Genomic DNA, 20,184 nt, shown 5'->3' with positions numbered 1-20,184 from the left:
TTTTTAAGGAACCCGCCCCGTTGGCGTGATGCGTATTCTACTCATCCTCATCGCCTTGTCAAACACTTTTTTAAAAATTTTTTAAAATCTTTTCTTATCCCAGGACTCTAATTAATACCCTTTTTATCCAAACCGAGGGACACTATTATATTTATTACAAGAACAAGAAGGATAATGGATAGCGCTTGTGTAAAATGAAAATTCAATTCTAACAGTTTACCCACTAAAGGTTGTAATAAAGGTGCACTAAACATAAGGATCATGTTAGCTGTTGATAAGGCAGTAGCACGAACAGCCGTGGGCACCGCATCTTTCACTACGGCAAAGGATTGAATATAACAGGACGAGAAAAATCCTAATAACAACAGTATGAAGGATAAACCCCAGATTGGTAATTTGGGTACATATAATAGAACTGCGAAGCATACGGCTGTTAAACTAGTAAACAAGGCCATGAACGCCCGTCTATTTTGCCAACGCTGAATAAGCCACGCATTAGTGGGTCCGCCAATGCCGATACCGATAAAAATCATCGACATCATCGCACCAGCTGAAGCCAAAGAAAGCGAATATTTTTGAATACAGAAAGAGACACCCCAAAGGGTCGCTACAACGTTAACAATAGAAAACATAGCAAAGCCATAATAACCTGCTAGCCAAACCTGCTTGTTAGTTAAAGCCTCCTTAAGTGCCGAGCTTAAGCTTAGGTGCTCTACTTTCTCAGTTTTTGCTGATGGAGATTGATCGCGAACAACTAGAATAATAATAAAGCTAACAAGCAAAGCGCTGCAGCCAGCTATAAACATCGTTGTCCGCCAGCCATAATGGATGATGATCCAAGCCATTCCAATTTCTCCAGCAGCCACACCCAGCATGGCTAAGGTTTCAGAAATGCCGACCATGAGCGCAAAATGCGTTGAAGAAAACCATGAAGCGGTGACATAGAGCATTCCCACAAACCCAAAAGCACTCCCTATTCCCATAATTATGCGAGCGACATAAGCTTGCCAATACAATTGGCTAAAGGTTAAAGAAAAAATACCTAGGGTCAGTAAAATCGAAGCGGCAATTAAGATCTTACGTGGTCCAAAGCGATCATAAGCAAGCCCAACGGGGATTTGCATAAGGACATAAGAAATAAAAAAAGCACCGGATAAAGCACCAACTTCTGTACTTGATAAGTGAAAATCCTTTTGCCATTCAGAAGCCATTAATCCGGCCATTGTTTGAAGATAAAATTGGAATAAAACAAAACTGGTGGCACATCCCCAGTTTAGCCATGATAAAAGCTTAGGCATAATAATTTTTTTCATCGTTTTTGTTAATACATTATATATATAGATATATATCCAACTGTTATTTTTTATGTGAGCCGTCAAGACAGCGCTTTGCGCTTCCTCAGGCCGAACGGAGTTCATCTGTGAACAGTGCTGCGTGCTTCCTCAGGCTTAATAGATTTCTAGTCTCCGAATAGTCTGCGTATATTAGCGCTTTTTATTTTGAAATCCATCGATTTATTCGGAAAGCCTAGCCATTACTAATATTTTTTGCTACTCTTCGCAATTCAACAATGGTGGCTCTATTGGTCCCTTCGCGACGATAGATTGTGAACCCCGTCAGGCCCGGAAGGGAGCAGCGGTAACGATTGATTCGGGCGCCGGAGTGTGGCTCTTAGAGCTGCCGCCCAATTTATGAAGCCCTATGAGCTATCTTGCACTAGCGCGTAAATGGAGACCACGTAATTTTTCTCAACTGGTCGGCCAAGAACATATTAATAAGGCGTTAATCAATTCGCTCAATCAACAGCGATTGCATCACGCCTATCTTTTTACCGGTACCCGCGGAGTCGGAAAAACCAGTGTTGCTCGTCTTTTAGCAAAAGCACTCAATTGTGAACAAGGCATTAGCGCAGAACCCTGTTTGCTCTGCGATGCTTGTCTAGCAATTGAGCAAGGCCGCTTTATCGACTTGATTGAAATCGATGGTGCGTCGAGAACTCGTGTCGAAGATACGCGTGAACTTCTAGAGAATGTGCAATATAGTCCCACAACTGGCCGTTTTAAGATTTATTTAATTGACGAAGTGCATATGCTTTCACAGCATAGTTTTAATGCTTTGTTGAAAACTTTGGAAGAACCTCCTGCTCATGTCAAATTTTTATTGGCAACCACTGATCCGCAGAAACTTCCAGTCACCGTTCTTTCACGATGCTTGCAATTTAGCCTCAAACATTTAACGCCAGAAATCATTTCTCAGCATTTACAGCATATTTTAAATGATGAGCAAATGAGCTTTGAAATGGAAGCGCTCGAACTTTTAGCCAAAGCTGCTAAAGGAAGTATGCGCGATGCTTTGAGTTTATTGGATCAAGCCATCGCCAGCACTGACAAAGAATTAAAGGCACAAGAGGTAAAACTCATTTTAGGTTACACACAGCAAGACTATGCCATACAACTCTTGTACGCTTTGGCGAAATTCGACGCACCGAAGCTGGTTCAACTGAGTCGGCAAATTGCTAGTGAAGGCGGGCATTTTCGCTATGTACTCGATGAACTGCTTGATTATTTGCATCAGATTACAATCACCCAAAGCCTCGTGAGCGACAATCCCTTAATTAGTTCTAGATCCGAAATTAAAGAGTTGGCTAAACAATTTAGTCCTGAAGATGTGCAGTTATTTTACCAAATTGGTATTAAAGGCACCGAAGAACTCTACTTTGCTCCAACCTTAGATATTGGTTTTGAGATGACTTTGTTAAGGATGTTGACCTTCAGACCCGCTCCTAAAGCAGCGCTTCCTCCGCTTGCTTATGAAACAGTTAAAAAACCTGTAACTGTTCCCATTCAGAACCAAACATTTTCTGATGAATGCAATCCGCTGGAGCAAGTACCTGTTAGCGAGCTTTTTGAAAAAAATGAAGAGCAATTTGAACCCCAGGTACCTGCTCCCAGCGAAACACCGAAACAAGCTAATTCTTCTGGCAATCAGGATTGGGGGACTATTTTAACTCAGTTAAAATTAACCGGCCTCGCTTTTACCGCAGCAGAAAATGCAGAATTTGTTAGTAAGTCGGGACGTGAAGTCAAGCTCCGTGTTGCAAAGGGCCATCAGTCCTTATTTACCCCTTCAATAACTAGCCGCATCGAGCAAGCCTTGGAAACTTATTATAATGAAACAGTAAAAATTACTCTCAGCAGTGAAGAAACCATTCAATCGTCACCGGCTCAGCAAAAGCAAATTGCGCAAAGCCAACGACAACAGGATGCAGAAGTAAATTTACACAATGACCCCTTTTTTCAGCAACTAAAGCAGGAGTTTTCAGCAGAATTGGTCAAAAATTCTATTGTCCCTGTTAAAGATGAATTATAATTAACAAATTAATCAATGTGAGGTGATCATGGATATAAATCAAAATTTGGGCAACTTGATGAAAGAAGCACAGAAAATGCAACAACGCATGCAAGAAGCTCAAGAGCAATTAAGCCGATTAGTGGTCGAAGGCGAATCTGGCGGTGGTATGGTTAAAGTGAAAATGAATGGCCGTCATGATGTTGTTGAGTTAAAAATTAATAAGACATTGATGGAAGAAGATGTCGAAATGATCGAAGATTTAACTGCAGCAGCATTCAATGATGCGGTTCGTAAAGTTGAAAAAGCATCTAAAGAAAAAATCAGTCAATTGACCGCTGGTCTTAATATTCCAACTGATTTCCTGAAAGATGGGGAAAAGGAATAATAACGGTAATGGATACGTTAAGCCGTCTGGTGGATGCGTTACGTTGCCTACCTGGAGTTGGCCCAAAATCTGCGCAGCGCATGGTGTTTCATCTTCTGCAACACCAGCGCCAGCGTGGCTTACAACTTGCAGCATGTCTCGAACAAGCAATGTTGTCTATTCGCCATTGCACACGTTGCAACAATTACACTGAACAAGACTTATGTAAGCTCTGCCAAAACCCCGTCCGCGATTTATCAACGATTTGTGTTGTAGAAAATCCTGCGGATGTTGCAGCTATTGAGCAGAGTAATGCTTTCAATGGTGGTTATTATGTATTAATGGGTAAAATTTCACCACTTGATGGCTTGGGTCCCGAAGACATTGGTTTGCCTCAACTACGTGATCTTATTGTTAACGAAGGCATAAAAGAAGTTATTCTTGCCTTAAGCCCTACCATCGAAGGTCAGACAACCGTTCATTTTATTCATGAACTTTTGCGCGAATATCCATTGCATATTAGCCAATTGGCGCACGGAATTCCTTCGGGTGGTGAATTAGAATTTTTAGATGGTAATACAATTAGCAACGCACTACGAAATCGAGCTAGGGTTAATGTTTAATATTAATCGTTTTAGATACGGTATTCTATTTATAAGCTTACTTCTAATAGCAAGCACTGCACATGCCTCATTTAACAAAAGCCTATGGCCAATATGGGAAGTCAATAATCCCCTCTCCTCTGCCGTGATTGACCACAGTGACTGGCAAGCATTTCTAGACAAACGAGTTCAAAGCAATGAAGAAAATATTAATCTCGTTGATTACAATCATCTCACCGATGCCGATTATGCTTTATTACAGCAATATATCGAGAAAATGTCGAAAATCGATATTGCTCAATACAATCGCAATGAGCAATTAGCCTTTTGGATCAATCTTTATAATGCACTAACTGTGCAAGTTATTGCCGATTATTACCCTGTTGGGAGTATTGAAGAAATTAATATCTCTCCTGGTCTGTTTAGTATTGGGCCTTGGGGTAAAAAAATAGTAACCATTAATGATATACCTTTATCGCTGGATGAAATACAAAATCGCATTATTCGCCCCATTTGGAATGATCAACGGACGCTTTATGCAATAAATAACGGATCAATAGGTGCTGCAAACTTAAGTAAACAAGCTTATAGCGGTTCTACAATAAAAGAGGCTCTCAATGAAGCTGCCTTTGGTTATATAAATTCGCTTCGCGGAGTGCAAGTCATAGAGGGTGCATTGATCGTGTCCAAAATTTATGATTGGTACAATGAGGATTTTGGCGGCACCAAACAGGATGTAATAACGCATCTGAAACAATTCGCTAAAGAACCATTACAGAGCCAACTTAAACATGTTAATAATATCGATAATTACGTCTATAATTGGCATTTGAATAGTACAGTTTCTGATAAGCAGTAAATTGGAGTTCACAAGGGAATGTTAGGAAAGGCTTGAGCCGAGCAAATAGTATATTTTCTGATCATTTTCCATGACTAGTTGAGTATAGGTTGCTTCAAATGATCTTGTTTTACCATGATTGTTTGATATTTTATTAATAATTGAATCATCTCATACACCGTAAGCTGCATCACTACGGGCTTCAATCTGTTAATCGACTGTCATGAATGAAAAAAATGTGAGGTAATGGAGAGGAAAATTAACGCATGGTTTGTTTTTTTAATGGATTTCTCATCTTTGCCATGGTCTTATTTTTGGAGGATAGCTCAGTGGATCTGTTTGATTTTTAAATTAGTAAAGACAAAATTAAGAATTAAGCAGTGTAAGCACTTCCTTGTGGCACACTACAATTTTACTTTAAAAAAAATCCAACGTCGCAATCCTTTTCTCCTTGGTTAGCGTTCGATGTAGAAAAGAAGCTATACCCACTTGAAGCGGGATGCATAACGCCATAGGGGGGCATGGTTGAATTTTGTGTCCCTTGAAAAAAAGTAAGATCATTAACTTTCTTAGCTAAGTTATTTGAAGAGTTTAACTGTTTTAATAATTTTATTAACTCTTCTTCATCTTTAGGAGGATTGTCTGATAAAGTATCTGAATCGTCTTTTTCTAGATAAATTTCACCCTCTTTTAATAAATCTTCCTTCTCTCCCGGATTATTCTGCGCGCTCCACTCTAAATTATCTGGTTCTAAGAGATTATCTTGGGGTTGTAAGTCTGATGAATTGGTCCATTGGTCATCTGTGAACTCCATTAAATTATCTTCGTCTGTTCTAGGATGCAATTGATCAATTTTAATTTCTTCTTGACCTTTTTGTTGAGCTGAATCACCAGACGCTTTTGTTTGTGCTGGATAAGATTTTACTATTTCTGATAAGTCTTCATTCTCTTCATGGTTATTCTCTAAGCACGGCACTAAAAAAAACTCAACGGGATAACTTTGAGCGCATTGGGCTGAAACTTCTAGTGTCTCGGACAATTGGCCAGCCGGGAACTTCATTGGAATACATTTTTCTGTTGTAGGATTAAATTGATAAAATACAATTCCTTTTTGACCCTCTTGTTGTGCTAAATCGCCAGGCGCTTCTGTATGAAGTTCCGTTCCTATTTTTCTTCGTTTTCTTTGTTGCTGATTTTTTCTTCGTTCTCTTGTACTTTCATTATCCTTCTCTCTGTTTGCTGCAATTTCGGCTTGACTTACTGTCGATTTAACCCGAGCATATTCATCATTATACCCATCTTGGAAAAATTTAGGCTTTTTATTCAAATGTTCCATTTTTGGGCGGCCAAACCTAGCTGCTCTTCTACCGGCGTTTCTACCAAGACAATACTGTTCTTTGTCTTCCTCGTTGGTAAATTGTATATTTACTCTCTGGTATGGACGAGTTACGGCTGGCTCGATTGTGTATCTTTTCAAATCTTTTCTCTCTTAATAATCGTTTTACAAAACTCCCAATTATAAAAAATAAAGATTAAGAGAGTATTAATATTAACCATCTTTCTATTGAGGCATCAGTGGCATCAGGACAGCTTATTTATCTTAATTAACTAGGAACTACTCCATCAAAAACAACTGAAAGTAAACCATAAAAGGTCTATCGAATGCTGGTGAAGGTCTAAAGATTACCATTATGAATGAACCTATTGACCAAGATAGTTGGCACAAAATCAATAAGAAAATTGAAGCTGTTAAAAGAAAAATCACCGTTTTAAAATGAGAGATCGTGTGATTAGAAAACCAATAATAATGCCTGCAAAATTTATCCAATAAAACGGCCAAGAAACAATTCCAAGTCCTACAATATTGGGTCCAGGACAAATTCCAGTAATTCCCCAGCCTACACCAAATGCAGCCGCACCAAGAATAAGTTGCCAGTCAATTTTTTCTTTGGTAGGCAATTCATAGCACTTGTTGAGCAAGGGTTTGGCCAACCATTTACGCAACTGAAATAAAAGAAAAGTCACCAATAAAGCCGTAAAGAATGTGATATATAAATTTACTTTGAATGTTTCAGCACCAATTTTTAGACCTGATATAATAATATCCGGGCTGTACATTCCTGTTAAAATTAAACCTAAACCGAATACCAAACCAGCCATTAATGAGATTAAAGATTTCATATTTTAACTCCTTAGTGTATTAACCAAGCCGTTATTATTGCAACAGGAAAGAAGATACTAACGGCAGTTATCGAGCGTTTGCGTAAGAGAGATACTCCACAAAGTCCGTGTCCACTGGTACAACCATTGCCAAGATAGGTGCCTCCACCAACCAATATACCCCCAAGAAACAGTAGCCAATGACTCGTTTTAAAAATAGTTATGGGATTAGGGACAACCTGAACAAAATTAAAGATTACACCACTTAAAAAGAGCCCCAGAATAAAAAAAATATTTTCGGTATTAGGTCGATTAGTTGCAAAATCCCATACACGAAATAATAGGCCGCTACAACCAAGAATTTTACCTCGAACCAAGAGCATTATTGCGGCGGCAACTCCAAGAAGAATTCCTCCTAGAACAACCTGTACTTCGATGATCATTATGACTATCTCCTTGATTTAAATAATTTTTCCATGATATATGCAAAATTAGGCTCCAATGTAAAGAACCATCCCACCCACTGAGTTGGCATATATTAGTATTCAAATCGACTGTTTGAAACTGGATGGGAGATTCATAATGAATATTAACGTATTCAGTAAAGATATAGCTAAAACAATTTTTCAACTTCATGGTGCATGATTAACAAGGAAAAAAGGACATTTTTCGAAAAGGCTATTGGCAAATGGAACTCCCCATGTACTGATCATGGATAAAACTGGAGCCAACAAAGCGGGTATTGATGCCATAACCCCTCCCGTTTGGCGCTGCTTCTCATGCTGGCGGCCTCCTCCAGCTCAATGTCAGACAGGTCAAACACCTCAACAATATCGTGGAACAGGATCATCGATTCATCAAGAAGACCACCAAACCCATGAAGGAATTCAAGGCATTTCATTCTTCAAAGGCGATATTGGCGAGGCTCGAATTGCACCACATGCTTAGGAGATGAGTTGTGTCTATAATAAATATTTAGATGTTTGATAAATGTCACTATTTCAAATAGTGAAGAATTATACACAAGGAAGACAATTTGATGAACCTTCTGGGTGTTGACAAAGAACAAATTGAAAAAAGACTAATTAAAGAGTCCTATAAAAATTTTTCGCTGTCCATTTTGGGTGATTTCATTGCTGTCGTTCTATATTTTCTTCTTCTATGGTCCCACATCACCAACAAACTAATCCTGATAACCTGGTTAGTCCTCATGCTGGTTTTTAACCACCTATTAAGAGGCCTATTTCTGCTAAAACACGCGCTACAATCAAAGCAAGAGGCAAAACTACCATTGTCCTTTTGGAAGTGGTACTTCATTATTAATAATCTTCAATCCGGGATTTTATGGGCTTTAGGGGGGCTTTTATTCCTCTATATCCCCGATCCAATGATTCGTCTCATTATTTTCATATTTCTTACTGGGATAATTGGTGCCCCGTCTGCCAAACTGATGACGTTTTACCTTGCTTATCTAGGCTTTTTATTACCCGGTTGGCTAGTCATGCTGGCTATTGCTTTTTCTTTATCCAGTCCCGTTTCAATAATACTTTTTGCTGCCATTATACTTTATACCACTATGTTACTGCTTTATATTCATGATGCTCATCAGCAATTAGTCAAGTCGATCTATCTGGAACTCTATAGCTCCAATCTATTAGTTGATTTAAAGCGAAGCGAAGAATACTTCCGAAACACTGTCGAGAATGCGCCAATTGGCATGGCCATTATCTCTCCCGAAGGTAAATTCCAGCATGCCAATCGTACTATGCAGGAAATACTCGGTTATACAGATGAAGAACTGAAGCAAAAAACAATCCTCGAAGCCACCCATAAAAATGATATCGCAATAACACGGGATGCAATGCATAAACTCATTAAAAATGAATTACATATTTCTCATATGGAAAAAAGATTTATACAAAAAGATGGCAATATAATCTGGGCTATGGTCAGTGCTTCCCTGATACGTGATGAACAGGGCAACCCTATTAATTTTATTATACAGATGAAAGATGTCAGCGACCGTATCGAGAATGAAGAAAAGATGAGGAAGTTAAATGAAAAAACCATGTCTACACTAAATGAACTAAAACTTTTGGAGCATGATGAAAATCTTTTAAACAAATTAAACCGCTCTCTGCAAATCTGTGTGAAAGCCGAAGAAGCCTATCCCCGTATCCTTTTAATTGCCGAAGATATGTTTCCAGAATTGAGCGGCGGGCTGTCAGTTTATAATAAAGATACTAACCAGATGGATACGGTTATCCAATGGGGCTCCGAGCAAATTATACCTAAACATTTTTTTCCTATGGACTGCTTTGCAATAAGGGAGGCAAATATCAATCTTGTTGATGATCCCAAAAAATCAATTCCATGCAGTCATTATCTTACACCGCCTGAAGGGGGGTATATTGGTGTACCGCTGATGATGCAGAGTGAATTGGTAGGTGTTATTCATTTCCTTGCGAAAAAAGATAAAAAACTCACCCAGCACGAACAAGATATGGCTACATCATTTGGTAATATTATCAAGCTAGCTTTGGCAAATATTAATTTACGCGCCTCTTTAAGCGAGCTTTCCCTGCATGATGCCCTGACAAACCTATATAACCGCCGTTATTTAAATGACATCTTAACCCGTGAACTTATCCGGATTGCTAGAGACAAAAGAAAATTATGTGTCGCTATGATGGACCTTGATGATTTTAAAAAATTTAATGATACCTATAGTCATCTGGCAGGAGATCAAGTGCTTAAAACAGTGGGTGAGTTGCTGATGAAAAATTTCCGGGGCAGTGACATTTCCTTCCGTTTTGGCGGCGAAGAATTTGTGGTGGTTTTATTAAATACAGACTTAAATAATGCTTTCAAAAAAATGGAAAAATTTAGCGAAATATTAAGAAATACTCCTATCATCTATAAAGACAAAAGGATACCCTCTATTACTATTTCCATTGGTCTAGCTGAAGCACCTCTTCATGGCGCAGTACTCGATGACATTATAAAAGCTGCTGACCATGCCCTCTATGTTGCTAAGCAAAGTGGAAAAGATCAAGTAAAAGCTTTCAACTGAATGTGGTAGGCTTTGTCGCATGCTGTCCTTTTCGAAACATATGATAGAGTTCAATACCTGCCAGGGTAGCTTCAGCTGAGTGAACGGCTTTAAACTCCTTCATCGGTTTGGTGATTTTCTTGATGAATCGATGACTCTGTTCCACGATATTGTTGAGGTATTTTTAAATCAATAAAAACGCTGTATGAGTCTTTTAAAATCAAGGCAGCGTTTTCTGATTTTTCATTAGGTTGGATTAATTGCTGCTACCATCATCCGGTAAAATACGAGTATGTTTGCCATAGACAATTAGCACACGTTGCTTGACTTTCAATCTTAAGTCTTCAGATTGTGCTACAGAAACAATACTGCCATTGTTTAATTTAACCACATAAACATAGCCCTGGCCGCCATCAATATATTCACTACCAGGAGCAGCCTTGTTGTTTATTGTATTTTTACTATGAAACTTAACGGCTTGTTTTGAAATAATCACACCAGAAGCAACTTGTTTCAATTTTCCTACTTCGGCAACATCATATTCGCTGGGTTGAGTCTTGTTACAGGCACTCAATAGTAAACAACAAACTAAGCCAAACAGCCAAACTAACTTTTTCATTTTTATTCTCCATTTAAAGTTCTTTATCAGCAACATTTAACCGCTCGCTAGTTTAATACAAATCAATGAATAAAACCTATTCATAATAATCAATTTCATATCTTAAAAACGAAGAGCTTAGCTACTAAAATCGCAAAAAAATCAGTATTGGGTATATAATGTTGCAATATTATTAAAATTCCCTAAATAAAATTATAAAAGCGGAGTACGAAGTACAAGCTAAGCTTCCATTGCTCTGAGGAGAATAATCAATGCATTCGCCTTATAAATACCTACTGCTTATTGACGACTCCCCATGGGACGAACACCTTGCTGAGTATTTTGCTAAATTCGGCTATAAAATTATCCAGTTACATAATTTATCTGAACTTAATAAAGAGACGGAACAGTTCGCAGCTCTATTAATTAATTGGTCAATCTTTCAAGCAGACTCCTCCACGGTAGATAGCTTGTATCATCGCTATCATGTCCCCATTATTATCATTAGCGACACCTCCGATGAAGATACTTGTGTACGCATGCTCGAAGCGGGAGCTGATGATTTCCTCATTAAGCCTCTTCATCCACGGGAATTACATGCCCGCATTTCTGCGATTACAAGAAGAGTTCAGCGTTCTAATCAAGATTTAGAACAGGAAAAGGAAGTGCTAGTTTTTGCTGATTGGCGACTTTATCCGGCTTCGCGTCAAGTATTTAATAGAGCTAATCAAGAATTGCAGCTAAGTGCCGGCGAATATGATTTACTGCTTGCTTTTATTCGCCAACCACAACGGGTTTTAGGAAGAGAATTTTTGCTCCAAATCACAAAAAATAGCGATCTTAATCCCTTCGATCGACGTATTGATGTCCAAATTAGCCGTTTAAGACAAAAAATAGAGCCTGATGTAAAAAAACCTGCTCTCATTAAAACCATCCGCAACGGGGGCTATTTATTCACAGCACGAGTGCAGACAATTAAAGAAAGTGAAACAGGCGAACGACTTGATCCTAAGTGAAGAATCCTGGTTAATATAAAAACAATTATGTGATACACTTCGTCTCTACGTACCGCGACTTGTTCGGCGTTGTAGCAAACTCTACTCTTGTCCGCGGTATCCAGGCGATCTTTTTTCTTACTGAAATCCCTGGATCCCGCGAACAAGTCGCGGGACGCAGGGAGTGAATTCAACCATGAAACAACGCCAGACAAGCCGCGGTAGGTAGGAAGACTAAAAGTTGCAACAACGCTGAACAAACGGCGGGACATAGACAAAGGCGGTTGCCCACTTATGGTAGTATGTGTGTCGAACTGAGGAATGCGTATTTATTGTAATACTTAAGCACTGCAAAACTAAACGGGAATGGAATTTAGACGTTTAATGGCAGTTTTAGAATGAGAATAATGTGAAACTTAATTTTCTAAATCTATTAAAAAAAAGATACTTCATCTCGATGACCTTAGTTCTCATTCTCCTATATACCCCTTTTTTGATTTATCAATTTATTGTTAAAACGCCCGCGAAACCAACTATTAATGAGACAAAGATTGTTGAAATTGAAGAATTAGAAAAGAAAGATATCCGCCAGACCATCCGACTTATTGGTACAATTCGCCCTAAACACGCAACCATTCTCATTGCTAAAGGTTCTGGGATGCTTGACTCTCTAGTCCCAACAGGTCAAAAAATTCAAAAAGGCGAACTCATTGCAAAAATTGTCAATCCAGACATTGAAAATAATTATCAACTTGCAGAGGTAGCAGAAAAAATAGCCAAAACGCAGTATGAGCGCCTATCAGGTTTACTTAAAGCGGGGATTGTTAGTTCTAAAGAAGCAGAAGAAAAAAAGCAAGCCTGGATCCTATCACAAAGAGATTTATCTAAAGCCAAAATTGAGCTCGATACCATGCGTTTTTACGCTCCCTTCGACGGCATTATCGGTGCTTATAAAAAAAGAGAAGGGGCACAAATTAATCAAGGTGATCCTATTGTAACAATCTATGATCCCACATCCTTGGTGGTTGATTTCGATATTCCCTGTACTAATCTAACAACCATCAATGAAGGCCAAGCAGTTCGCATTTTTGCAAAAGAGTACAGCCTTAGTCATGTACAAAAAATGATAGACGAGGAAACGCATATGTGCCCTGCTGATGTTGATATCCGCTGTGAGCACTGCGTGGTAGGTTCAAATGTCGATGTTGATCTGGTGGTGGAAGAGAGGAAGGAAACGATTGTTATTCCTTTTACTGCAGTATTTTTAAAATCCAGTGAACCCCATGTCTATGTCGTAGACCATAATAAAATCGTTTTGTTACCAGTAAAAACAGGACTTAAAGAAAAATCGACGATTGAAATCATCTCTGGTTTAAAGCCTGGTCAAAAGCTAGTCACCCGCGGTCAAGAGCGTTTGTATCCAGGGCTACAAGTAGCTATTTATAAACCTGATTCTTCTCGCGTATCCCTATGAAATTGACTAGCTATTTTATTAAACATCCGGTTATAGCAATCATCCTAAACTCCATGATTGTGGTCTTAGGCTTACTTAGTTTTTATTCACTGTCGATTCGTGAGTACCCTAACATCAGTTTTCCAACCATCACTGTGCAAACAACTTATCCCAACGCCAGTCCTGATCTGGTTGAATCAGCAGTCACTAATATTTTGGAGGATCGCTTAGCAGGAATCGAAGGCTTAGAAAATATTACCTCCCAATCAAATTCAGGCTTTTCGCAAATTACCTTAATATTCCGTGCTGGGACACCGATGGATAGGGCATTAAATGCGACCCAGGATGCGGTGGGTCAAGCAAAATCCATGCTTCCTACAGAAATAAAAACGCCTCTTGTTGAACGGCAGCGCAAAGCAACTGGATTTCCTTTTATCGGCATTTCACTGGAGTCCACTTCGCTTGATTTTGGTGAATTAACTCATTATGCCAATTTAAATCTAAAAAACGCTTTTCGCAGCGTACCTGGTGTTGCCTCAGTAGAGGTATGGGGACAACCCTATACTTATGCTATTCGTCTCGATCCGAAAAAATTGTTTGCTTTTGGAACTAATGTCGATGAAATTTTAGATGCACTTGGCCGAAGTCGCGTTTCTATGCCGGCAGGTAATTATCAAAATAAGATCCCCAGTTCACTTAATTCGGAACTTAAAACCAGTGAAGATTACGAAAATTTACTGATTAAAACCGATAACAAGCGCTATCCTGTTCTATTAAAATCAGTTGCGCAGATTAAATTGACCACCGATAACACGCAAATGCGAGTCAGAGTCAATGGTCATGCAGGTTTAGTCTTATCGGTTGATCGAGCTAATGATGCAAATCCGATTGAGGTTTCAAAATTGGTGCGCAAAGAAGTTGCTGCTTTACAGCAAAGCCTGCCCAAAGATATGAAAATCTCTGTAATTCTCGATCAATCAGACTTTATCAACTCTTCGCTTAAAAATATTCAATCCTCGATTTTGGAGGCTATCCTTTTAGTACTTTTTATTGTTTTCATTTTCTTGCGTAATATTCGCGCGACCTTAATTCCTTTATTAACCATTCCTATTTCGCTGCTGGGTTCCCTGCTGTTTTTAAAACTTTTTGGCTATTCCATTAATTTAATGACGTTATTAGCAATGGTACTTGCCGTAGGGCTTGTCGTTGATGATGCCATCATTGTCTTAGAAAATATCTGGCGTCATATTGAAAATGGCCTAAGCTCACTAGCAGCGGCGATAAAAGGAGCTAAAGAAATTGGTTTTGCTATCGTTGCCATGACGCTCACTTTGGCCAGTGTTTATATGCCCATAGCTTTCGTGCAGGGGATGCTTGGGCAATTATTTATTGAATTTGCTGTGGCACTTGCAGGCAGTGTTTTTATTTCAGGCCTAGTCGCTCTGACGCTTTCACCGCTAATGTGTGCCAAATTATTAAATGCAAACACACATCATTTATGGCCTAAAATCGATCAGTTCCTTGATTGGCTCGCAGCGCTTTATGCGAAAAGTTTAGGCTATAGTATTAAACAAAAAAAAATCACGCTGCTTGCTGCTTGTATTTCCATTGGCCTCAGTGTTTTGTTCTACAGTTTATTACCTCATGAGACAGCACCGAAAGAAGATCGTGGACTCATAGGCATTTTTACCCCCTCCGTTGCCGGTGAAGATCTGGATAGTTTAAATAAAAAAGCAGAAAGCATAGAAGCAAAGAGTAATGGTATTCCCGAGTCGGATAATAAATTGACCTTTGTCGGTGATTGGGGCTCAAGTATCATTCTTCCACTTAAACCTCATGCCACAAGACAACGCTCGGCAGAACAAATCACCGAAGCACTCAAACCACAACTGACTCATTTTCCTTCTATGGATGCGCATGTTTGGTCGTGGGATAATGGTCTTCCAGGCGTTGATAATGTCGGTAACGGCTCCGATCTCAGTTTAGTTATCTCAAGCTCAGACAGTTATCGTCAATTATTTGAACAAACAGAAAAAGTCAAAGCGGCGCTTGATAACACTAAACTTTTTGAAAATACGCGTTTTGATCTCCGTTTGGATTCCATGGGTTTTAACATCGATCTGGACAATAATGTGCTTTCAAAACTAGGTTTATCAGCTAATCAGGTAGCAAAAACAATCGAAGTATTTTTTAGTGGCAATAAAGCCATCAGCTTCCAAAAGGATGGTGTTGTTTATAACCTAACCGTCAAAGGCGCCACCTCCCCCTGGACTTTGGATGAATTATACCTCACCACCCCAACGGGAAATCGCATCTCATTAGGAACTGTCGCGAAGATGAGCCCCAAAGCGCAACCAGCAACACTCGATCACTATAAACAAATGCGCTCAACAACGCTCCATATTCAGCCTCGCGCCGGTGAATCCATGTTTAATAAAATGGATAAAATTTGGGAGCTCACTAAAAATGAATTACCGGCCAATTATAAAATAACCTGGGATGGCGCAGCTAAAACCTATAGCGAATCGTCAAATACCATGTTGTTTTTATTGATTTTATCGCTAGTATTTATCTATGCTATCTTGGCTGCTCAGTTTGAAAACTTTATTGACCCTTTTATTATCCTATTGACCGTACCCCTAGCTTGTTCTGGAGCGCTATTTTTAACCTATTTATGTGGGCAGTCATTGAATATTTTCACTCAAGTCGGAATAATTACCTTAATTGGCTTGATTTCTAAACATGGGATTTTAATCGTTGAATTTGCTAATCAGTTAAGGGCTCAAGGAACACCTCTTTTTGAAGCTATACAACAAGCCTCTGTCTTACGCTTGCGCCCCATTCTGATGACCACAGCAGCCATGGTTTTTGGCGCGATTCCTTTATGCTTATCTCATGATGCCGGTGCTGAATCCCGCCATGTAATCGGCACCGTGCTGATTGGCGGATTGTGCATGGGCACTCTGTTTACCCTTTTTGTTCTACCGTCTGTGTATTATTTTATTAAATTGCCTTTGCAGCGAAAGCGGCTCAACACTTGATTTAGGTCCGTTTCTTATTCACTTTCACCATCTTGACGGTTTTTATCGTATTATCCCCTACTTTCAAGATTTCAAACTGAAAATTTTCTATCTGCAAACAGCAATCCGGTGGTGGGATGTAACCTAAATGTTCGATAATCACCCCACTCAGTGTTCGCGGACCAATCAATGGTAATTGCCAATTTAAAAGCCGTTTTAAATGACGTAGGGTAATACTGGCATCGACAATCACTGAACCATCTTCTTGTTGAGAAATATCTTTACTCAAATCAGCAATATCGGTAGTAAATTCACCCACTACTTCTTCAAGAATATCTTCCATAGTAACTAAACCGAGCAAATCACCGTATTCATCCACGACAAAACAGCTTCGTCGTTTCATTTTGCGAAAATTTAAAATCTGCACATTTAAAGGGGTTGCTTCAGGAATAAAATAAGGAGGCGTTGCCGATTTTAACAAATTCTCCATGTCAAGACGTTCATCGAGAGCCAAGTTCAGAACATTACGGACATGAATCATGCCCACTAAATTATCGATGGTGTCTCGATAAAGCGGTAAGCGGGTATGTTGTGCGGTTTCCAATTGGTCGAGCAACTCATGCCAAGGCTGCTCCAGATCGAGGCCAATAATATCGGCCTTAGGCACCATGATATCTTCGACGGTCGCCTGCTCTAGATCAAGCAAACTGATTAACATACTTTTATGTTCTACAGGCAAAAGTCCACCCGCTTCATGGACAACAGAACGCAGCTCTTCTCCCGATAAAGCTTCTTTTTGTACTTTATCCATTGAAATACCAAACAGGCGCAAAATACCATTCGTGATCCAACTGATCACTTGCACAAGGGGCGCCATGATATTTTGCATCCACTTTAAAGGTAAAGAGGCAGCAAACGCCACTTGTTGCGGATAAAGTGCAGCCAACGTCTTGGGCGTCATTTCTGAAATAACAAGAACAACAAGAGTTAAAAGCAGCGTCGCGATAGCCACACCTGCATCACCATATAAACGCTGGCCAATTAAAGTAGCGACTGTTGAGGCTACAATATTCGCCAAGGTATTGCCAATAAGCACCACACTCAACAATTTATCAGGTCGAGCTAACATTTGATTCACACGAATCGCTTGCTTATTATTTTTTTTTACCAGATGGCGTAAGCGATAGCGGTTTAGGGACATCATGCCGATTTCTGATCCCGAAAAAAAACCGGAGAGAACAATCAGAAGAGCTAAAATAATGAGCAAAGTGACTAAAGAGAACTGCACCGCATATCCCAATAATTGAACGAGCTTAGTCATCCATCATAACAAAAAAATCTGACGATACCCATTCTATCTAAATGGATATATTACTCTCGCTGCTATTAATTGTTGGGTCAAGGCTTAACTTACAGGGGGAGATTAGCTCCGGTGCGATTCTCTTTAATTTGTCTTTATATTTATGTTAGCTAGTATGCTATAGTATACGTTTTTGCATTAGAGTAATCGCTATGTTTGAGAATTTAACCGAGCGTTTAACCCGGGCCTTTAAAAATATCAGTGGCCAAGGTCGCTTAACTGAAGAAAATATGCAGCAAATGCTGCGTGAAGTCCGTATCTCTTTGCTCGAAGCAGATGTCGCTTTACCTGTGGTTAAAGAGTTTATTGAACAAGTTAAGCAAAAAGCAGTAGGTCAAGAAGTTTCATTAAGCTTAAAACCTGATCAGGCACTGTTAAAGATTATTCATGATGAATTGGTGCATATCCTTGGTGATGCCCGCGCTGAATTAGATTTCAAAACCCAACCCCCCGCTGTCTTTTTGATGGCAGGTTTGCAAGGTTCGGGTAAAACAACCTCAACTGCAAAGTTAGCCCGTTATTTAAAAGAAACCGAAAATAAAAAAGTCATGTTAGTGAGTGTCGACGTCTATCGTCCTGCTGCTATTGACCAATTGAAGGTTTTGGCTAAGCAAATCGATGTTGCCTTCTTTCCTGCAGAGGCGCATGAACAACCATTGGCCATTGCTCACAAAGCGCTAGAGAGCGCTAAAAAACAATACATGGATGTGGTGATTTTTGATACCGCCGGTCGTTTGCACATTGATGAAGAAATGATGGCGGAAATTAAAGCCTTGCATCATGCGGTTCAACCCGTTGAAACACTCTTCGTTGTGGATAGCATGACGGGGCAAGATGCAGTCAACACCGCGAAAGCCTTCCATGAAGCACTTCCTTTAACTGGGGTGATCTTAACCAAAACCGATGGTGATGCCCGTGGTGGTGCTGCACTTTCGGTGCGACAAATTACTGGAAAGCCGATTAAATTCTTAGGTTCTGGTGAAAAAATTGACGCTTTAGAACCTTTCCATCCAGAACGAATTGCTTCTCGTATTCTAGGTATGGGGGATATCTTAACCCTGATCGAAGAAGTTGAGCGCAAAGCTGACAAAGTAGCCAGTGAGAAATTGGCGAAAAAACTTAAAAAAGGTAAGGGCTTTGATTTAGACGACTTTAAACAGCAGTTAGAGCAAATGAATCAAATGGGCGGTATTAGCAGCATGATGAGCAAACTGCCCGGCATGAGTCAATTACCCCAACAAGCAATGGGTGCAGTCAATGATAAAGCAATGGCTAGAACAATCGCTATTATCAATTCAATGACGCCTAAAGAGCGACGAATTCCTAAAATCATCGTTGGTTCAAGAAAAAAACGTATCGCCCTTGGTTCCGGTACGCAGATTCAAGATGTTAACCGTTTGCTGAAACAATATGAGCAAATGCAAAAAATGATGAAAAAATTTACTAAACCCGGCGGAATGAAGCAAATGATGCGTGGTCTTGGAGGTTTACCCGGTTTAAAAGGAATTATTCCTGAAGATGACCGCAAATAATTGAAAAACCACTTCCCTTGCCGAGTTAATTTTCGTACAATACACGGCATTTTTTACGTAACCATTCTTAAAAGTAGAGGAAAATAATGGTCGTTATACGTTTATCACGAGCTGGCGCAAAAAAGCGTCCTTTTTACAACATGGTCGTTACTGACAGCCGTAAGCGCCGCGATGGCGGCTATATCGAGCGAATTGGTTATTTCAATCCAATCGCACGTGGTCAAGAAGTTCGCTTGCATTTAGAAATGGACAAATTAACTCACTGGCAAAGTCAAGGTGCACAATTATCTGACCGTGTTAGTGCATTAGTTAAAGAATTTAAGAAGAAAGCTGAAGCTAAATAAGCGTGGAAAATAGTACTGACTGGATTGTTGTAGGCCGTTTTGGTCGTGCTCACGGAATTAAAGGTTTTATTAGCGTTTATTCCTTTACCGAACCACGTGACAACATCTTGCGTTATACAGATTGGCATGCCCGCATAGCTAACCAATGGCAACCCTTAAAAATAGTGCATTTAGAAATCAATAATAAATTGATTCTGGCACAGATTGAGGGATACCGAGAGCGTGAACAGGTCGCCCGATTAACCAATGTAGAAATCGCTGTCAGTCGTACTCAACTTCCTGCGTTAAAGCCAGGTGAATACTATTGGCATGAACTTGTAGGTATGCAAGTGGTTAACCAGCAAGGTCAATCATTTGGGAAAGTAATTGAAATTCTACCTACGGGTGCCAATGATGTTTTGGTCGTACAGGGTGATGAAAAACGTCATCTCATCCCTTACTTGCCAGGACAGTATGTAATTGAAGTAAATCCCAGCGAACGACTTATTAAAGTTGATTGGGAATTGGATTTTTAA

The 20,184-nt window shown here is 39.6% G+C and carries 18 protein-coding genes, 1 other RNA gene and 1 pseudogene; 13 read left to right on the top strand and 7 right to left on the bottom strand.

What is annotated here, in order from left to right:
* Nucleotides 1-107 precede the first annotated feature (107 nt).
* A complete protein-coding gene (locus Lnau_RS01390) occupies nt 108-1,313 on the bottom strand; it encodes an MFS transporter (RefSeq protein WP_058503362.1) in 1,206 nt (401 codons plus the stop codon).
* A gap of 267 nt (nt 1,314-1,580) precedes the next feature.
* Here Lnau_RS01390 and ffs point away from each other — a divergent pair.
* The 5 genes from ffs to Lnau_RS01370 all read left to right on the top strand — a co-directional run bounded on the left by ffs (nt 1,581) and on the right by Lnau_RS01370 (nt 5,176).
* Nucleotides 1,581-1,677, top strand: an RNA gene (gene ffs / locus Lnau_RS15960) — signal recognition particle sRNA small type.
* A gap of 24 nt (nt 1,678-1,701) precedes the next feature.
* A complete protein-coding gene (dnaX, locus tag Lnau_RS01385) occupies nt 1,702-3,369 on the top strand; it encodes a DNA polymerase III subunit gamma/tau (protein WP_058503361.1) in 1,668 nt (555 codons plus the stop codon).
* A 28-nt stretch (nt 3,370-3,397) separates the two neighbouring features.
* Entirely contained in the window at nt 3,398-3,736 is a 339-nt protein-coding gene (locus Lnau_RS01380; RefSeq protein WP_058503360.1) for a YbaB/EbfC family nucleoid-associated protein, read from the top strand.
* Between the two features lie 8 nt (nt 3,737-3,744).
* A complete protein-coding gene (gene recR / locus Lnau_RS01375) occupies nt 3,745-4,338 on the top strand; it encodes a recombination mediator RecR (RefSeq protein WP_058503359.1) in 594 nt (197 codons plus the stop codon).
* Complete coding sequence (locus tag Lnau_RS01370; RefSeq protein ID WP_058503358.1) at nt 4,331-5,176, top strand: DUF547 domain-containing protein; 846 nt, start codon at nt 4,331-4,333, stop codon at nt 5,174-5,176. Before recR ends, Lnau_RS01370 begins: the two co-directional genes overlap by 8 nt.
* A 391-nt stretch (nt 5,177-5,567) precedes the next feature.
* Here Lnau_RS01370 and Lnau_RS01365 read toward each other — a convergent pair whose 3' ends face one another.
* From Lnau_RS01365 to Lnau_RS01355, 3 genes are all read right to left on the bottom strand, one after another.
* The gene (locus Lnau_RS01365) at nt 5,568-6,632 is read right to left on the bottom strand and encodes a hypothetical protein (RefSeq protein ID WP_133134930.1); all 1,065 of its coding nucleotides are present in this window, start codon (nt 6,630-6,632) and stop codon (nt 5,568-5,570) included.
* Nucleotides 6,633-6,916: 284 nt separating this feature from the next.
* Complete coding sequence (locus Lnau_RS01360; protein ID WP_058503356.1) at nt 6,917-7,336, bottom strand: DUF6691 family protein; 420 nt, start codon at nt 7,334-7,336, stop codon at nt 6,917-6,919.
* Nucleotides 7,337-7,347: 11 nt separating this feature from the next.
* Nucleotides 7,348-7,758, bottom strand: a complete 411-nt coding sequence (locus Lnau_RS01355; protein WP_058503355.1) for a YeeE/YedE family protein — start codon at nt 7,756-7,758, stop codon at nt 7,348-7,350.
* Between the two features lie 392 nt (nt 7,759-8,150).
* Here Lnau_RS01355 and Lnau_RS16935 point away from each other — a divergent pair, with 392 nt between their 5' ends.
* Both Lnau_RS16935 and Lnau_RS01345 read left to right on the top strand, forming a co-directional pair.
* The gene (locus tag Lnau_RS16935) at nt 8,151-8,270 is read left to right on the top strand and encodes a hypothetical protein (RefSeq protein ID WP_162263168.1); all 120 of its coding nucleotides are present in this window, start codon (nt 8,151-8,153) and stop codon (nt 8,268-8,270) included.
* Between the two features lie 255 nt (nt 8,271-8,525).
* The gene (locus tag Lnau_RS01345; RefSeq protein WP_238585896.1) at nt 8,526-10,388 is read left to right on the top strand and encodes a GGDEF domain-containing protein; all 1,863 of its coding nucleotides are present in this window, start codon (nt 8,526-8,528) and stop codon (nt 10,386-10,388) included.
* On the opposite strand, the pseudogene Lnau_RS16040 reads toward Lnau_RS01345, so the two are convergent.
* A pseudogene (locus Lnau_RS16040) lies at nt 10,381-10,551 on the bottom strand (DDE-type integrase/transposase/recombinase); the annotation flags it as partial. The gene Lnau_RS01345 and the pseudogene Lnau_RS16040 overlap by 8 nt on opposite strands.
* 72 nt (nt 10,552-10,623) lie before the next feature.
* Complete coding sequence (locus Lnau_RS01340) at nt 10,624-10,986, bottom strand: hypothetical protein (RefSeq protein WP_058503352.1); 363 nt, start codon at nt 10,984-10,986, stop codon at nt 10,624-10,626.
* 251 nt (nt 10,987-11,237) lie between these two features.
* On the opposite strand from Lnau_RS01340, the gene Lnau_RS01335 reads away from it, so the two are divergent.
* The 3 genes from Lnau_RS01335 (at nt 11,238) to lpeB (ending at nt 16,454) form a co-directional block, all read left to right on the top strand.
* Nucleotides 11,238-11,981 carry a response regulator transcription factor gene (locus Lnau_RS01335; RefSeq protein ID WP_058503351.1) on the top strand — a complete coding sequence of 248 codons (744 nt, stop codon included), beginning with the start codon at nt 11,238-11,240 and terminating at the stop codon, nt 11,979-11,981.
* 388 nt (nt 11,982-12,369) lie between these two features.
* Nucleotides 12,370-13,434: an efflux RND transporter periplasmic adaptor subunit gene (locus Lnau_RS01330; protein WP_274520241.1), complete on the top strand. Its 1,065-nt coding sequence runs from the start codon at nt 12,370-12,372 to the stop codon at nt 13,432-13,434.
* Entirely contained in the window at nt 13,431-16,454 is a 3,024-nt protein-coding gene (gene lpeB / locus Lnau_RS01325) for a multidrug efflux RND transporter permease subunit LpeB (protein ID WP_058503349.1), read from the top strand. Before Lnau_RS01330 ends, lpeB begins: the two co-directional genes overlap by 4 nt.
* Before the next feature lies 1 nt (nt 16,455).
* On the opposite strand, the gene Lnau_RS01320 is transcribed toward lpeB, so the two are convergent.
* On the bottom strand, nt 16,456-17,721 hold the full coding sequence (locus tag Lnau_RS01320) for an HlyC/CorC family transporter (protein WP_058503367.1): 1,266 nt from the start codon (nt 17,719-17,721) through the stop codon (nt 16,456-16,458).
* 224 nt (nt 17,722-17,945) lie between these two features.
* Between Lnau_RS01320 and ffh the strand changes: the two genes are divergently transcribed.
* The 3 genes from ffh to rimM all read left to right on the top strand — a co-directional run bounded on the left by ffh (nt 17,946) and on the right by rimM (nt 20,184).
* Nucleotides 17,946-19,325, top strand: a complete 1,380-nt coding sequence (gene ffh / locus Lnau_RS01315; RefSeq protein ID WP_058503348.1) for a signal recognition particle protein — start codon at nt 17,946-17,948, stop codon at nt 19,323-19,325.
* 86 nt (nt 19,326-19,411) lie between these two features.
* Nucleotides 19,412-19,669 (top strand): 30S ribosomal protein S16, encoded by a 258-nt coding sequence (gene rpsP, locus Lnau_RS01310; RefSeq protein ID WP_058503347.1) that lies wholly within the window; start codon nt 19,412-19,414, stop codon nt 19,667-19,669.
* Between the two features lie 2 nt (nt 19,670-19,671).
* Nucleotides 19,672-20,184 (top strand): ribosome maturation factor RimM, encoded by a 513-nt coding sequence (gene rimM / locus Lnau_RS01305; protein ID WP_058503346.1) that lies wholly within the window; start codon nt 19,672-19,674, stop codon nt 20,182-20,184.

This window comes from Legionella nautarum (assembly GCF_001467895.1).
In the GTDB taxonomy this organism is placed as follows: Bacteria; Pseudomonadota; Gammaproteobacteria; order Legionellales; family Legionellaceae; genus Tatlockia; species Tatlockia nautarum.
This window is presented reverse-complemented; position numbering and strand designations above follow the sequence as displayed.